Below are 13840 nucleotides of genomic sequence, written 5' to 3' on the forward strand. Positions count from 1 at the left end.
GCGGGCGTTGAACCTGGGCAATGATCCCCGCGTTCGACCGCGAACCAACTCAGGAGAAGCGACATGAAGGTCACGAAAACCGGCTCGGCCCGCTGGCAGGGCGGCATCAGGGACGGCAAGGGCGAAGTTTCGACCGAATCCGGCGCGCTGTCGGCGCTGCCCTATGGCTTCAACACCCGCTTCGAGGGCGCGCCCGGCACCAACCCCGAGGAGTTGATCGGCGCCGCCCATGCCGCCTGCTTCAGCATGGCGCTGTCGCTGCAACTGGAACAGGCGGGGGTGACGGGTGCGCAGATCGAAAGCACCTCGGCCATCACGCTGGAAAAGCAGGACGACGGATTCACCATCACGAAGGCCCACCTGACCGCCCGCGTTTCGGGCCAGGGCGACGAGTCGGCAATCCGGCAGGCCGCCGAGGCCGCAAAGGCCGGCTGCCCGGTCAGCAAGGTGCTGAATGCCGAGGTGACGATGGACCTGACGGTGGGGTAAGACTGGCGGGGACGACAGGATAAGGGATCAGGATTCCGCTCCCTCTTCCGGATGTTAGTTGTTCCTTAACTCCTGTGCCATAGCCTGACTGGCACAGGAGGCAGGAATGATTGATTTCAACAACAAATCCTTCTTCAAGATGAAGCAGGATCCTGAATATGGAATGAAGGTGAATGACCTTCTCATTCCGGGGGAAACGATCGTTTCGTCCTACCGGTCCATGAGGGACGGGGTTGTCTTCACAAACAAGCGGATCATCGCCGTCAACGTGCAGGGCTTCACTGGAAGCAAGAAGGACTACACCTCGCTTCCCTACAAGAACATAGTTGCATATTCCGTGGAAACGTCAGGAACACTCGACCTCGACTCGGAGCTTGAGATTTATTTTTCCGCTCTGGGCAAGGTCAGATTCGAATTCACGGGCAGGACCAACATCGTCGAGATCGCGCGAATCATCTCGGAAAGGATCTTCTAGTCCCGCAGCGCAGCTTCCTGAGTCGCAGTTGACAGGCCCAGTTGGACTGCAGCAACTCAAGTACTGAGGTGGGCTGTGCTCCTGCTCGATCCGGCTCACCGACACATCGAACTGCCGCGTGCCTGTGACGCAGAGGGACCGTTCCGGAAGAGCCCCGATGGCTACCGGAACCACCTGTCAGACCCCGGATGTGCCACGCAGGCAAAGCCTCTTGCCGCCCGCAGCGCCGTTTCACCAGGAGCGGTGCCGGATCACTCTTCGGGAAACTTCTCCCTCTTCTGCATGTTGTAGGGAGGAGATCGAAGAAGGGGACACTCAATGGCGCCGGAACCCAAACCCTCGCGCGGGATGCCGCGTTCGCTGCTTTATGCACTGATCCCCGGCGGGTTCATCCTGATGGTCGTGCTCATGCTGGTGTTCGGGCGGGCCGAACAGGAGGAGGCTGGACCGCCGGGCCAGGTCGAGACAACCGCACCCGCGACAGGCACGGCGGCGGAACGGGCGGCGCAACCGTCGCAGTGATTTCCCTGCTTCCCCCGAGTTGGCCTTACCATGGCCTGCGAGGGTTACAGGCCGAACACAGGCAACAGCTTTTTGGGGCCGCATCGCGGCCCGGCTGAGCGCACCGGAACCGGAGAGCGATCAGGCCTTTGCCAGTCGCGTGAGGGACCGGGGCAAGGCCCCTGCGAGAGGCAGATCAGCCTTTTATGGGGCAATCAGACCATCATTTCCTTGGTCGCGGTCAGCTTCAGTTCGGGATGGTCTCGTTGCACCCGGTCGATGTCCCACTGCAGCCGGGTCAGATAAACCATGTCGCCGTCGTTGTCGGCCGCCATGTGCTGCTTGTTGGTCTGCGCGAACTTCTCGACCGCGTCCTTCGGACCCGACAACCAGCGGGCCGAGGTGAACTGCGAGGATTCGAAGCGCACGGGCAGCCCGTATTCCTGCTCGATCCGGCTTGCCAGCACGTCGAACTGCAGCGCGCCCACGACTCCCACAATGAAGCCCGAGCCGATCATCGGCCGGAAGACCTTGGCCGCGCCTTCTTCCGCGAACTGCATCAGCGCCTTTTCCAGGTGCTTGGCCTTCATCGGGTCGCCCGCCCGCACCGTCTGCAGCAGTTCCGGCGCGAAGGAGGGGATGCCGGTGAAGCGCAATGCCTCGCCTTCCGTCAGCGCGTCGCCGATGCGCAACTGGCCGTGGTTCGGAATGCCGATGATGTCGCCCGCCCAGGCCTCCTCGGCCAGCTCGCGGTCGGCAGCAAGGAACAGCACCGGGTTCGACACCGCCATCGGCTTCTTCGACCGCACATGCAGCAGCTTCATCCCCCGCTCGAAATGCCCCGAGGCGAGGCGCACGAAGGCCACACGGTCGCGGTGCTTGGGGTCCATGTTGGCCTGCACCTTGAAGACGAAGCCCGCGACCTTTTCCTCCTCGGGGGCGATCTCGCGCTCGGCGGCGTTCTGCGGCTGGGGCTGCGGCCCGAACTCGCCGATGCCGACCATCAGTTCCTTCACGCCGAAGCTGTTGATGGCGCTGCCGAACCAGATGGGCGTCATGTGCCCTTCCAGGAAGGACTTGCGGTCGAAGGCGGGCAGCAGCTCGCGGGCCATCTCGACCTCTTCGCGCAGCTTTTCCAGCAGGTCGGCGGGCACATGCTCGGCCAGCTTCGGATCGTCGAGGCCGGAAATCTTGATCGACTCGGCCACGCGGTTGCGGTCGGCGCGGTCCATCAGCTCCAGCCGGTCGTGCAGCAGGTCATAGGTGCCCAGGAAGTCACGGCCCGAGCCGATGGGCCAGCTTGCCGGCGCCACGTCGATGGCAAGGTTTTCCTGGATCTCGTCGATGATCTCGAAAGTGTCGCGGCTTTCCCGGTCCATCTTGTTGCAGAAGGTCAGGATCGGCAGGTCGCGCATCCGGCAGACCTCGAAGAGCTTGCGGGTCTGGGACTCGACGCCCTTGGCCCCGTCGATCACCATGATCGCGGCATCCACGGCGGTCAGCGTCCGATAGGTGTCCTCGGAAAAGTCCGAGTGGCCGGGCGTGTCCACCAGGTTGAAGCGGTATTGCCCGAAGTCGAAGGACATGGCGGAGGCCGAGACCGAGATGCCCCGGTCCTGTTCCATCTTCATGAAGTCGGATCGCGTCCGCCGCGCCTCGCCCTTGGCGCGGACCTGGCCGGCCATCTGGATCGCGCCCCCGAACAGCAGGAACTTCTCGGTCAGCGTGGTTTTCCCGGCGTCCGGGTGCGCGATGATCGCGAAGGTCCGGCGGCGGGCGATTTCGGGCGGAAGTTGGGGGCGATTGTCCAGCATGGGGCGGCATGTAACGCTCAAAGCGGCTTCCCGCAACGGAGGGAACCTCCCGAAAGGTGCATGACCTTCGGGCGGTTCCAAGTTTTGTAGGCGCCCCAAGTTGCGGTTACGACCGCACCAGCGCCTCGTAATCCTCGGCGATCTTCCGCGTGGTCGGGCCGACCTGGAAGTGCCAGTTCTCGCCGATCTGGGCCACCGGGGTCACTTCGGCCGCCGAGCCGGTCAGGAAGCATTCCTGGAAGCTGTCCACTTCCTCGGGCAGGATGTGGCGCTCGTGCACGGCCATGCCCTGGTCCTTGCACATCTGGATGATGGTCTGCCGGGTGATGCCGTTCAGGAAGGAATCGGCCAAGGGCGTGTGGATTTCCCCGTCCTTTACGAAGAAGACGTTGGCGCCGGTCGCCTCGGCCACATAGCCGCGATAGTCCATGAACAGCGCGTCCGAGCAGCCTTTCCTCTCGGCCGCGTGCTTGGACATGGTGCAGATCATGTAAAGGCCTGCCGCCTTGGCCGCCGCCGGGATCGTCTCGGGGCTCGGCCGCTTCCATTTCGAGATGTCGAGCTTGGCGCCCTGCCACTTGGCATCGCCATAGTAGCTGCCCCACTCCCAGGTGCAGATGGCCAGGCGGACCGGGTTGTTGCTGGCGGCGACCCCCATGTCGGGACCCGCGCCGCGGAAGGCGATGGCGCGCAGATAGGCGTTGGTGAAGCCGTTGGCTTCCAGCACCTGGCGCTTGGCCTCGCAGATCTGCTCGGCCGTCCAGGGGATCTCCATGTCGATCAGTTCGCCCGATTTCAGCAGTCGTTCCGAATGCTGGCGCGACTTGAAGATCTTGCCGTCATAGCAGCGTTCGCCTTCGAAGACGGCGCTGGCATAGTGCAGCGCATGGGTCAGGACATGGACCTTGGCGTCGCGCCAGTCGACCAGCTCCCCGTCCATCCAGATCTTGCCGTCGCGGTCTTCGTAGCTGCCTGCCATGATCCCCATGACCCCCGTTCTTTTCGGAATGTTTCGCGCGACCCTTCGCACGCGGCGGAAAGTTGCGTCGAAGGCAAGGCGTAGAGATTGATTCTTGGAAAGTCAACAAGGCTGCCCTATCCTTGGGCAGACCTTCGGCAACAAGGATGCGGCAATCCGGAATGAGAAACGACCCCCATCCCATTCCCGGCGGCGAAAGCCTGCTGTTCCTGACCGACGAACAGATCCGGCGCGGGATCGAGGCGATGTATTTCGCCTATCGCGCCTTCACGGCCGACCCCGACCTGATCCTGGAAGAGATCGGTTATGGCCGCGCCCATCACCGGGCGCTGCATTTCATCACCCGCGACCCGGGCCTGACGGTGACTTCGCTGCTGGCGGTCCTGGGTGTCACCAAGCAGTCGCTGAACCGCGTGCTGCGGACTCTGATCGAGGACGGGCTGGTGGACAGCCGCGTCGGCCGCCGCGACCGGCGCGAGCGCCAGCTTTACCTGACCGAGAAGGGCGTGGCGCTGGAACGCCGCCTGTCCGAGGCGCAGCGCGCCCGCGTCCGTGCCGCCTATCGCGCGGCGGGGCCGCAGGCGGTGGCGGGCTTCCGGCAGGTGCTCGAGGCGATGATGGACGGCGAGATGCTGGTGCAGTTCCGCGCGCTGCGCGAGGCGCCGGACCAGCGGCTGAGCGCCCGCCGCGCGGGGTCCGCGGGATGAGCGTGCCCGAGACCCACCTGCTGATCGTCGACGACGACGAACGCATCCGCACACTGCTGCGCCGCTTCCTGGTCCGCAACGGCTATTACGTCACAACGGCAAAGGACGCCGCGCAGGCGCGCCGCCTGCTGGCGGGGCTGGAGTTCGACCTGATCGTCCTGGACGTGATGATGCCCGGCGAGGACGGCATCGCGTTGACCCGCGCGCTGCGGCGCCACGGCCAGACGCCGATCCTGCTGCTGACGGCCAAGGGCGATACCGACGACCGCATCACCGGGCTGGAAGCGGGGGCGGACGACTACCTGTCCAAGCCCTTCGAGCCGCGCGAACTTCTGCTGCGGATCGCGGCGATCCTGCGCCGGGTGCCCACGGTGGAAAGCCGCGGGCCCAAGTTCCTGACGCTGGGGCCCATGCGCTTCGACACGGCCAAGGGCGAGCTATGGAACGGGGACACGCCCATCCGCCTGACCGGCAGCGAGCAGACGCTGATGCGGCGGCTGGCCGAGACGCCCGGCGAGGCCGTGGACCGCCCCACGCTGATCGAGGAGCTGGGGCGCGAGCCGGACGACACGGGCGAGAACTCGGATCGCGCTATCGACGTGCAGATCACCCGGTTGCGCCGCAAGATCGAGCCCGACCCGCGCGAGCCCCGCTATCTGCAGACGGTGCGCGGCATGGGCTACATGCTGGTGCCGGACTGAGAGAGCGCGCTTGGCTCACCCGCCGGACCGGCGGTTTTCCACCCCCATCGTCGTATACGACGATCCCGGAGGATATTACCGGACAGAAGATGCAGGCTGGGCCTGTTCCGGTCGCAATCTCACGCTTTCGGGCGGCGGTCAGTCCAGCAGCCTTGCCAGATACCGTCCGTAGTCGGTCTTTCCAAACCTTTGCGCCTGTCGGCGCAGCTGGACATCGCTGATCCAGCCCTGCTGATAGGCGGCCTCGTCGGGGCTGCCGGATTGCATGCCTTGCCGCGTTTCCAGTGTGCGCACGAAGTTGCCCGCGTCCAGCAGGCTGCCATGGGTGCCGGTGTCGAGCCAAGCGAAGCCCCGGCCCATGCGCTCGACCGTCAGGCGGCCTTCGTGCAGGTAGGTTTCCAGAAGCGTTGTGATCTCGAGTTCGCCCCGGTCCGAGGGCTGGACCTCGCGCGCGCGGCGCGGCGCGTCGGCGTCGAGGAAGTAGAGCCCTGTCACCGCGTAGTTCGAGGGCGGCACGGCGGGCTTTTCGATGATCTGCACGGCCCGGCCGCCGTCGTCGAAGGCGACGACACCATAGCGCTCGGGGTCGGCCACGTGATAGCCGAAGACGGTCGCGTCTTCCCGCCCGTCCGCGGCCGCCAGCAGCTCGGTCAGCCCGTGGCCGTAGAAGATGTTGTCGCCCAGCACCATCGCCGACGGGGCCCCGGCAAGGAACTCCTCGGCCAGGATATAGGCCTGCGCCAGCCCCTCGGGCCGGGACTGGACGATCCAGGTAAGCGCGATCCCCCACTGGCTGCCGTCCCCCAGCAGGCGCTGAAATTGCGCCTGGTCGTCGGGCGTGGTGATGATGGCGATCTCGCGGATGCCGGTCAGCATCAGGACCGACAGCGGATAATAGATCATCGGCTTGTCATAGACGGGCAGAAGCTGCTTCGAGACGCCAAGCGTGATCGGATAAAGGCGGGTGCCCGACCCGCCGGCCAGGATGATGCCCTTGCGGCTGCTCATGCGGAAAGCTCCTGAATGACGCGGCCCAGCCCTTCGCGCCAGTCGGGGCGCGCAATGCCGAAGTCGCGGGAAATGGCGGTGCAGTCGAGGCGCGAGTTCAACGGCCGTCGTGCGGGTGTGGGATAGGCGCTGGTCGGGATGTCCTCGACCTGCGGCGACAGGCCGGACCGGGCGAAGATCTCGCGCGCGAAACCGGCCCAGCTGGTGTCGGGGGCGCCGGCGAAGTGATAGATGCCGCCCTTCGCGGGGTCCGCGATCATCGCCCGTGCCATGACCAGCAGCGCGGCCGCGATGTCGGCGGCGGGGGTGGGTCCACCGATCTGGTCGGCCACGACCGTCAGCCGGTCGCGCTCGGCCCCGAGCCGGCGCATGGTCTTCACGAAGTTCGCCCCATGCGCCGAGAAGACCCAGGAGGTCCGCATCACCGCCCATTGCCCGCTCGCGGCGGCAATGGCGCGCTCGCCGTCCAGCTTGGTCTGGCCGTAGACGCCCAGCGGGCCGGTCGGGTCATCTTCGGCACGGGGCGCCTCGCCCGAGCCGTCGAAGACGTAGTCGGTCGAGACGTGGACGAAGGGGATGCCCAGTTCGGCGCAGGCACGGGCCATGGCGCCCGGCGCCTCGGCATTGACCAGCCGGGCGGTGGCGGCGTCGCTCTCGGCCCGGTCCACCGCCGTATAAGCGGCCGCATTGATGACGGCGGCCGGTCGGGCAGCGAGGATCCGCGCGGCGCAACCGGCGGGATCGGTCAGATCGGCCTCGTCGCGCCCCAGGAACCGCGCCGCCGGAGCAAGCCGCGCCACTTCCAGCGCCACCTGCCCCGTCCGTCCGAAGATCAGAAGATCCGTCATGTCGTGCCCTCCTGCTTGCGGCGCTCGAGTTGCTCGGCCATTGCCTGGAACAGCCAGGCGGTTGTGGGATCGGCGCGGCTTTCGGCTTCCAGCTCGTCCAGCAGGGCCGCCAACGTCCCGGTCCGGGGGTCGGGCTGCGCCGCCTGCTGGCGCGCAAGCTCGCGCAGCGTGTCGTTGCGGGTGTCCAGGGTGTCCTGCATCAGCGCCAGCAGCGCGTCGCGCGGGCCGCCCTGCGCGCCCAGGGCGTTGATCCTCAACACCGCGGGGACGACCGAGTCCGCGATGGATTCATGCCGTCGCTCGGGCACAGTCGCCCCGGTCGCGTCGATGTCGATCACGCGCGCAAGCTTCGGCATCCAGTTGTCCTGCGCGGACAGCTCGATCAGGTCGCGCGCGCCGAAGCCCGCCGCGAGATCGCGCCGCAGCCCCTTGAGGTCGGTCAGCTTCTGCACCCGTGGTCGGGCAGCGAAGTCGGCCATGTCCAGATCCAGCGCGAAGTCCATGCCTTCCTCGGGCGGGTTGATCATGCACTGCTTCCACATGGACCGCTGCCAGCCCGACAGGTCGCGCGTCATCAGGATCAGCCGCACGTCCCAGCCTTCCGTTTCCTCGCGGAACCAGGCCAGATGTTCGGGCGCGAAGTCGTGGAAATGCAGCGTCAGCCCCTCGGCCGAGATGAGGACGTCGCCGGCGGCCCCTGCCAGCACGGCGGGCAGCCGTTCGTCCGGCCCGTGCCGCAGCGCCGAGACAAGCCAGCGGTGGCGCGCGGCCATCAGCCCGCAGTCGTCGGTCTCGGGCCAGCCCAGCCCCTGCGCGGCCAGCAGCTCGCGGTTCGTGCCGGCCCAGTCCTGCAGCGCCGACGATCCGCAATGGGGCAGCCCGACATGCAGGAAGAGCGAGCGGCGGCCCGTCATCAGCCCCGCCCCCGAAGGCGCCGTGGCCCCGGCCCGGCCCGAAGATCCCTGCGGACGCGCATTCTCAGGCCGTGCCCAGGCGCCGGCCCACGCCCTCGCGATCGAGAAGCGGGCGCCACCAGGCCTCGTTGTCGAGATACCAGGCGACGGTGCGGCGCAGGCCTTCCTCGACCGTGACCGAGGGGCGCCAGCCCAGTTCGGTGCGGATGCGGGTGGGATCGATCGCATAGCGCCGGTCATGGCCGGGGCGGTCGGTGACAAAGCGGATCAGCCGGTCATGGGGCGCGCCTGCGGGGCGCAGTTCGTCCAGATGCGCGCAGATCATGCGCACGAGGTCGATGTTGCGCGCCTCGTTCTCGCCGCCGATGTTGTAGCTGCGTCCGACCGCGCCCTGTTCCAGGCACAGCAGCAGCGCGTCGGCGTGGTCCTCGACATACAGCCAGTCGCGCACGTTGCCCCCGTCGCCGTAGACCGGGATCTCGCGCCCGTGCAGGGCATTGAGGATCACCACCGGCACCAGCTTTTCGGGGAAGTGGAAGGGGCCGTAGTTGTTCGAGCAGTTCGTCAGCACCACCGGCAGCCCGTAGGTCTCGTGCCAGGCGCGGACCAGGTGGTCGCTCGCCGCCTTGGACGCCGAATAGGGCGAGCGCGGGTCATAGGGCGTGTCTTCGGTGAACTGGCCCGTCTCGCCCAGAGAGCCGAAGACCTCGTCGGTCGAGATGTGGTGGAAGCGGAAGCCCTCGGGTTTGCCCTGCCCCGTCCAGAAGGCCCGCGCGGCTTCCAGCAGGTTGTAGGTGCCGGTCACGTTGGTCTCGATGAAGGCGCCGGGGCCGTCGATGGATCGGTCCACGTGGCTTTCGGCCGCTAGGTGCATCACCGCATCGGGCTTGTGCTTCCCAAACACCCGGTCCAGCGCCGCGCGGTCGCGGATGTCGGCCTGCTCAAAGGCATACCGCGGGCTCTCCGCCACGCCCGCCACGTTTTCCAGGTTCGCCGCATAGGTCAGCGCGTCGAGGTTGACGACCTCGTGCCCGCGCGAAACCGCCAGCCGCACCACCGCCGAGCCGATGAAGCCCGCGCCGCCCGTTACCAGTATCTTCATCTCAGGCCTCGAAGGGGGATTGCCAGTCAGCGAAGGGAACGGCCGCCTGGTCCTTGTCGGACAGGAGCGGATCGGCCACGCCCCAGTCGATGCCGAGGCTGTCCCAGCGCACCGCACCGTCGGCGGCCTTGTCGTAAAAGCCCGTGCATTTGTAGACGACCTCGGTGTCGTCCACCCGCGTCACGAAGCCGTGCAGAAAGCCCGGCGGCACCCAGAGTTGGCGGCCGTTCTCGAAGCTGAGTTCCACGCCCACCCACTGCCCATAGGTCGGGCTGCCATGCCGCCCGTCCACGGCCACGTCGTAAAGCGCGCCGCGCCCGCAGCGCACCAGCTTGCCCTGCTCATGCGGCGGCGCTTGGTAGTGCAGCCCCCGCAGCGTGCCCGCCTTCGCCGAGAGCGAGTGGTTGTCCTGCACGAACTCGGGCAGGCGCACGCCCGCCTCTTCCAGAGTGCGCCGGTTCCAGCTTTCCGAGAAGAAGCCGCGCGCATCGCCATGCCGCGCCGGCGTCAGGATCAGCACGCCCGGCAGGGCCGTTTCCTCGATCTGCATCAATAACCCCTCAACTCCGCAAGGGGGCGCTTGCCATTTTTCACGGGAAAGGGAAAGCCGCCTGCAACCGCGGCGGTCCCGCGCCGCATCGTCACAGGAGAGCTTCCCATGCGAATCGTCGGCGGCCGCCTGCGCGGGCTGAAACTGGCCGAAGTCGGCGCGGGCGATCCCGCCGCCCACCTGCGCCCCACGACCGACCGGGTGCGCGAGGCCGTCTTCAACCTGCTGTTGAACAGCCACGGCTTTCCCATCGAGGGCGCGCGGGTGCTGGACCTGTTTGCCGGAACCGGGGCGCTGGGGCTTGAGGCCCTGTCTCGGGGCGCGGCGCGGGTCGCCTTCGTGGACGAGGGCGCGGCTGCCCGCGCGCTGCTGCGGGCGAACGTGGAAAAGGCCCGCGCCATGGGCGTGACCGACATCTGGCGGCGCGACGCCACCAACCTCGGCCCGAACCGGGGCGCGGGCTACGATCTGGTGTTCCTCGACCCGCCCTATGGCCAGCGGCTGGGCGAGGCGGCGCTGGCCTCGGCGCTGGCCGGCGGCTGGCTCGCCCCCGAGGCCATGGTCGTGTGGGAGGAGGATACCGCCCCCCTGCCCCCGCCGGGACTGATCCCCATCGACCAGCGCCGCTACGGCGACACGCTGGTCACGCTGCTGCGGACAGGATCGGAAGCCGGGGCCTAACGGCTCAGGGCCCAGAGACCCAGGGCGGCAAGAAGGACCGTCCAGACCACCGCGGCGTGCCAGAAAGCGATGGACATCAATGCGATCAGCCGCACGACATCGGCAGGCGTCCCGGCCCATGCGGCGGCAGGCACGGCAGGAACGATCCCGACGGCGATGCAGAGGAAGCTCGCCAAGGGCAGTCCTGCCAGCACCAGCGCCACGATGCCGGCCAGCGACCGCGGCTTCGCCTGACGGAAGCGAGGGCGCGGCAGCCGGAGCCCGAGGCGCTCGGGGCCCTGACCCTGCCAGCGGCCCCGGCCGCTCCGCTGCCGCCGGTTCACCCCTTGGGCCGGAAGGCCGTGATCCGCGCGGGGTTCGTCTCGATGCGCCCGGCGCCGATCAGGTCTAGGCAATAGGGCACCGCTGCGAAGACCGCGTCGAGGCAGGTGGCGATGGCGGCGGGCTTGCCGGGCAGGAGGATCATCAGGCAGGCACCGCGGATGCCCGCCGTCTGGCGCGACAGGATCGCGGTCGGCACGCCCTCGGCCAGGCTCGCGCGGCGCATCTCCTCGCCGAAGCCGGGCAGTTCCTTTTCGATGACGCCGGCCAGAGCCTCGGGCGTCTCGTCGCGGGGGGCCGGGCCAGTGCCGCCGGTGACGAGGATCAGGTCGGTCCCCTCGCCCTCGGCCAGGCGGCGCAGGGTCGCGGCGACCCCCTCGCGGCCGTCGGGGATGATGTGGCGCGCGATCTCGACCGGCGAGGTCACGACCTCGCGCAGCCAGGCTTCGGCAGCGGGGCCGCCGCGGTCCTCGTATTCGCCGCGGCTGGCACGGTCTGACACGGTCACGATGGCGATGCGGGCGGTCTGGCGCTGGGTCAAGGTGGGCTCCGGCGTGGCAAGTCTGCCGCATCCTGCAGCGGAATCGCGTAAGTTGAAACGGCGATCTGCGCCGGGTGCGGCCTCCAGCGGCGTTGCCCCGCGCGGGCAATCGTGCCAAAGATCGGGCAAAAGCAACGCCGGATTGCCGCCATGATCGACTACCAGGAACGCCGAACGATGATGGTGGACACCCAGGTCCGCCCGAACGATGTCACCAAGTACAACGTCATTGCCGCGATGCTCGAGATCCCGCGCGAGGAGTTCGTGCCCGACAGCCGCCGCGACGTGGCCTATGTCGGCGAGAACATCGAGATCGCGCGGGGCCGGGTCGTCCTGGAGCCCCGCACCATCGCCAAGATGATCGACGCGCTGGATCTCCAGCCGACCGAGCTGGTCCTGAACCTGGCGGCGGGCTACGGCTACACGGCCGCGGTGCTGGGACGGCTGGCCCAGGCGGTCGTCGCCGTCGAGGAGGATGCCGAGATGGCCGCCGAAGCGACGCGCAGGCTGGCCGGGATCGGGGCCGACAACGTGGCGGTCGTCCAGGGGCCGCTGGCCGCCGGGCACAAGGCCGAGGCTCCTTACGACGCCATTCTGATCGAGGGCGCCATCGAGGAACTGCCCGACTCCCTGGCCGAACAACTGGCCGAAGGCGGCCGCATCATCACCCTGTTTCTCGACGCGACCGTGGGGGTCGTGCGCAGCGGGGTCAAGCTCGACGGGGTGATCACATGGCGCTACGCCTTCAACGCCGGGGCGCCTGTCCTGCCGGGCTTCCGCCGCGTCCGCGAGTTCACGCTGTGATCCGGCGCCGTCTTCTTGTCGCGGCGCTGACCCTGGGAACGGCGCTGTCCAGCGCGCCGGCCTGGGCCGAATCGCTGGCCGACACCCTTGTCGCGGCTTATCGCAACTCGGCCCTCCTGGATCAGAACCGCGCGCTTCTGCGGGCGGCCGACGAGGACGTGGCCCAGGCCATGTCCACGCTGCGCCCGGTGGTCCAATGGGCGGCCTCGCACAACTTCCAGCAGGTGGACGGGATCGAGGCTGTCTCGACCACGCTGGAGCTGGTCGGGCAGATGACGCTTTACGACTGGGGCCGGGGCCAGCTGGCGATCGACATCGCCAAGGAACAGGTGCTCGCCACGCGGGAATCGCTGGTTTCGGTCGAGCAGGACGTGCTGCTGACCGCGGTGCAGGCCTTCCTGGATGTCCGCAGCGCCGAGCAGCAGGTGGCCCTGCAAGGCAGTTCGGTCCAGCTTCTGTCGCGCGAACGACAGGCGGCGCAGGACCGCTTCGACGTGGGCGAGATCACCTCGACCGACGTGGCGCTGGCCGAAGCCCAGCTGGCCTCCAGCCGGGCCGGGCTGGCCTCGGCGGAGGGTCAGCTCGAGGTCGCGCGCGAGAACTACCGGGCCGCCGTCGGGCGCTTCCCCGATGACCTGGACGCGCCCCCGCCCCTGCCGCAGCGCCCCGCCTCACTGGAACTGGCGCGCGAGACGGCACGCCGCACCCATCCGGCGGTCCGCCAGTCGCAGCGCACCGTGGCGGCGGCGGAACTGTCCGTGGCCGCCGCCCAGGCCGAGCGCCGCCCCCAGCTGACGGGCTCGCTGGGGCTTGGCACCACGCGCGCGCCGGGGCGGACGCTGCTGGGCTCCTCGGGACAGGAAAACACCACCACGCTGCGGGCGGGGGTGCAGGCAAGCCAGACGATCTATTCCGGCGGGCGCCTTCCGGCGGTGCACCGCCAGGCGATGGCGCGGCGCGATTCGGCGCGCTCGGCGCTGCTGGACACGGCGCGGCAGGTCGAGCAGTCGGTCGGGACCGCCTGGGCCAACATCGACGTGGCCCGTGCCCAGATCGGGGCCATCGAGGAACAGATCGTGGCCGCGCGCGAGGCTTATGAGGGCGTGCGCGAGGAAGCCACGCTGGGCGCGCGCACCACGCTGGATGTGCTGGATGCCGAACAGGAGCTTCTGGAAGCGCAGGTGGACTTGATCACGGCGGAATCCAACCTGCAGTTAGCACATTATCAATTATTGGCCGCTATGGGTTTGCTGACGGTAGCAGAGCTGCAGTTGGGGATACCCACCTATGATCCATCGGCCTATTACAGCGCGGTCCGCGACGCGCCCTATACCAGCAGCCAGGGCGAAAGCCTCGACCGCGTCCTGCGCGCGATCGGCAAGCAGCCGGGCGGCGGCAACTAGGC

At 68.0% G+C, this 13840-nt stretch carries 17 protein-coding genes; 8 read left to right on the top strand and 9 right to left on the bottom strand.

The window, feature by feature from the left end:
* Positions 1-63 precede the first annotated feature (63 nt).
* The 3 genes from BLQ03_RS00090 to BLQ03_RS00100 all read left to right on the top strand — a co-directional run bounded on the left by BLQ03_RS00090 (position 64) and on the right by BLQ03_RS00100 (position 1486).
* Positions 64-489, top strand: a complete 426-nt coding sequence (locus BLQ03_RS00090) for an OsmC family protein (RefSeq protein ID WP_090751413.1) — start codon at positions 64-66, stop codon at positions 487-489.
* 106 nt (positions 490-595) lie between these two features.
* Entirely contained in the window at positions 596-964 is a 369-nt protein-coding gene (locus tag BLQ03_RS00095; protein WP_090751414.1) for a PH domain-containing protein, read from the top strand.
* A 318-nt stretch (positions 965-1282) separates the two neighbouring features.
* Positions 1283-1486: a hypothetical protein gene (locus BLQ03_RS00100; RefSeq protein WP_090751415.1), complete on the top strand. Its 204-nt coding sequence runs from the start codon at positions 1283-1285 to the stop codon at positions 1484-1486.
* 194 nt (positions 1487-1680) lie between these two features.
* On the opposite strand, the gene BLQ03_RS00105 is transcribed toward BLQ03_RS00100, so the two are convergent.
* Both BLQ03_RS00105 and BLQ03_RS00110 read right to left on the bottom strand, forming a co-directional pair.
* Entirely contained in the window at positions 1681-3279 is a 1599-nt protein-coding gene (locus BLQ03_RS00105) for a peptide chain release factor 3 (protein ID WP_090751416.1), read from the bottom strand.
* A 106-nt stretch (positions 3280-3385) separates the two neighbouring features.
* Entirely contained in the window at positions 3386-4258 is an 873-nt protein-coding gene (locus BLQ03_RS00110) for a branched-chain amino acid aminotransferase (RefSeq protein ID WP_090752081.1), read from the bottom strand.
* Positions 4259-4419: 161 nt separating this feature from the next.
* Between BLQ03_RS00110 and BLQ03_RS00115 the strand changes: the two genes are divergently transcribed.
* Complete coding sequence (locus tag BLQ03_RS00115) at positions 4420-4965, top strand: MarR family winged helix-turn-helix transcriptional regulator (protein WP_090751417.1); 546 nt, start codon at positions 4420-4422, stop codon at positions 4963-4965.
* On the top strand, positions 4962-5666 hold the full coding sequence (locus tag BLQ03_RS00120) for a response regulator (protein ID WP_090751418.1): 705 nt from the start codon (positions 4962-4964) through the stop codon (positions 5664-5666). The genes BLQ03_RS00115 and BLQ03_RS00120 overlap by 4 nt, the downstream gene beginning before the upstream one ends.
* 138 nt (positions 5667-5804) lie before the next feature.
* Here the strand turns inward: BLQ03_RS00120 and rfbA are convergent, their stop codons facing one another.
* The 5 genes from rfbA to rfbC form a co-directional block, all read right to left on the bottom strand.
* Positions 5805-6674 (bottom strand): glucose-1-phosphate thymidylyltransferase RfbA, encoded by an 870-nt coding sequence (rfbA, locus tag BLQ03_RS00125; protein WP_090751419.1) that lies wholly within the window; start codon positions 6672-6674, stop codon positions 5805-5807.
* Positions 6671-7522 carry a dTDP-4-dehydrorhamnose reductase gene (gene rfbD / locus BLQ03_RS00130; protein ID WP_090751420.1) on the bottom strand — a complete coding sequence of 284 codons (852 nt, stop codon included), beginning with the start codon at positions 7520-7522 and terminating at the stop codon, positions 6671-6673. The genes rfbA and rfbD overlap by 4 nt, the downstream gene beginning before the upstream one ends.
* Complete coding sequence (locus BLQ03_RS00135; protein ID WP_090751421.1) at positions 7519-8436, bottom strand: hypothetical protein; 918 nt, start codon at positions 8434-8436, stop codon at positions 7519-7521. Before BLQ03_RS00135 ends, rfbD begins: the two co-directional genes overlap by 4 nt.
* Before the next feature lie 64 nt (positions 8437-8500).
* Positions 8501-9538, bottom strand: a complete 1038-nt coding sequence (gene rfbB, locus BLQ03_RS00140) for a dTDP-glucose 4,6-dehydratase (RefSeq protein WP_090751422.1) — start codon at positions 9536-9538, stop codon at positions 8501-8503.
* A 1-nt stretch (position 9539) separates the two neighbouring features.
* The gene (gene rfbC, locus BLQ03_RS00145) at positions 9540-10088 is read right to left on the bottom strand and encodes a dTDP-4-dehydrorhamnose 3,5-epimerase (protein ID WP_090751423.1); all 549 of its coding nucleotides are present in this window, start codon (positions 10086-10088) and stop codon (positions 9540-9542) included.
* 108 nt (positions 10089-10196) lie between these two features.
* Here rfbC and rsmD point away from each other — a divergent pair, with 108 nt between their 5' ends.
* The gene (rsmD, locus tag BLQ03_RS00150; protein ID WP_090751424.1) at positions 10197-10769 is read left to right on the top strand and encodes a 16S rRNA (guanine(966)-N(2))-methyltransferase RsmD; all 573 of its coding nucleotides are present in this window, start codon (positions 10197-10199) and stop codon (positions 10767-10769) included.
* Here rsmD and BLQ03_RS00155 read toward each other — a convergent pair.
* On the bottom strand, positions 10766-11092 hold the full coding sequence (locus tag BLQ03_RS00155; protein WP_090751425.1) for a hypothetical protein: 327 nt from the start codon (positions 11090-11092) through the stop codon (positions 10766-10768). The two genes, rsmD and BLQ03_RS00155, sit on opposite strands and share 4 nt — an antisense overlap.
* On the bottom strand, positions 11089-11631 hold the full coding sequence (mog, locus tag BLQ03_RS00160) for a molybdopterin adenylyltransferase (protein WP_090751426.1): 543 nt from the start codon (positions 11629-11631) through the stop codon (positions 11089-11091). Before mog ends, BLQ03_RS00155 begins: the two co-directional genes overlap by 4 nt.
* Positions 11632-11781: 150 nt before the next feature.
* On the opposite strand from mog, the gene BLQ03_RS00165 reads away from it, so the two are divergent.
* Both BLQ03_RS00165 and BLQ03_RS00170 read left to right on the top strand, forming a co-directional pair.
* The gene (locus tag BLQ03_RS00165) at positions 11782-12435 is read left to right on the top strand and encodes a protein-L-isoaspartate O-methyltransferase family protein (RefSeq protein WP_090751427.1); all 654 of its coding nucleotides are present in this window, start codon (positions 11782-11784) and stop codon (positions 12433-12435) included.
* Positions 12432-13838, top strand: coding sequence for a TolC family outer membrane protein (locus tag BLQ03_RS00170; RefSeq protein ID WP_245688615.1), 1407 nt, complete (start codon positions 12432-12434; stop codon positions 13836-13838). The genes BLQ03_RS00165 and BLQ03_RS00170 overlap by 4 nt, the downstream gene beginning before the upstream one ends.
* Positions 13839-13840: the final 2 nt, after the last annotated feature.

This window comes from Paracoccus chinensis, from assembly GCF_900102885.1.
Lineage (GTDB): Bacteria > Pseudomonadota > Alphaproteobacteria > Rhodobacterales > Rhodobacteraceae > Paracoccus > Paracoccus chinensis.

Coding starts and splice junctions, on each gene's coding strand:
- BLQ03_RS00090 (WP_090751413.1), top strand. CDS start 64: ATGAAGGTCACGAAAACCGGCTCGGCCCGCTGGCAGGGCGGCATCAGG.
- BLQ03_RS00095 (WP_090751414.1), top strand. CDS start 596: ATGATTGATTTCAACAACAAATCCTTCTTCAAGATGAAGCAGGATCCT.
- BLQ03_RS00100 (WP_090751415.1), top strand. CDS start 1,283: ATGGCGCCGGAACCCAAACCCTCGCGCGGGATGCCGCGTTCGCTGCTT.
- BLQ03_RS00105 (WP_090751416.1), bottom strand. CDS start 3,279: ATGCTGGACAATCGCCCCCAACTTCCGCCCGAAATCGCCCGCCGCCGG.
- BLQ03_RS00110 (WP_090752081.1), bottom strand. CDS start 4,258: ATGGCAGGCAGCTACGAAGACCGCGACGGCAAGATCTGGATGGACGGG.
- BLQ03_RS00115 (WP_090751417.1), top strand. CDS start 4,420: ATGAGAAACGACCCCCATCCCATTCCCGGCGGCGAAAGCCTGCTGTTC.
- BLQ03_RS00120 (WP_090751418.1), top strand. CDS start 4,962: ATGAGCGTGCCCGAGACCCACCTGCTGATCGTCGACGACGACGAACGC.
- rfbA (WP_090751419.1), bottom strand. CDS start 6,674: ATGAGCAGCCGCAAGGGCATCATCCTGGCCGGCGGGTCGGGCACCCGC.
- rfbD (WP_090751420.1), bottom strand. CDS start 7,522: ATGACGGATCTTCTGATCTTCGGACGGACGGGGCAGGTGGCGCTGGAA.
- BLQ03_RS00135 (WP_090751421.1), bottom strand. CDS start 8,436: ATGACGGGCCGCCGCTCGCTCTTCCTGCATGTCGGGCTGCCCCATTGC.
- rfbB (WP_090751422.1), bottom strand. CDS start 9,538: ATGAAGATACTGGTAACGGGCGGCGCGGGCTTCATCGGCTCGGCGGTG.
- rfbC (WP_090751423.1), bottom strand. CDS start 10,088: ATGCAGATCGAGGAAACGGCCCTGCCGGGCGTGCTGATCCTGACGCCG.
- rsmD (WP_090751424.1), top strand. CDS start 10,197: ATGCGAATCGTCGGCGGCCGCCTGCGCGGGCTGAAACTGGCCGAAGTC.
- BLQ03_RS00165 (WP_090751427.1), top strand. CDS start 11,782: ATGATCGACTACCAGGAACGCCGAACGATGATGGTGGACACCCAGGTC.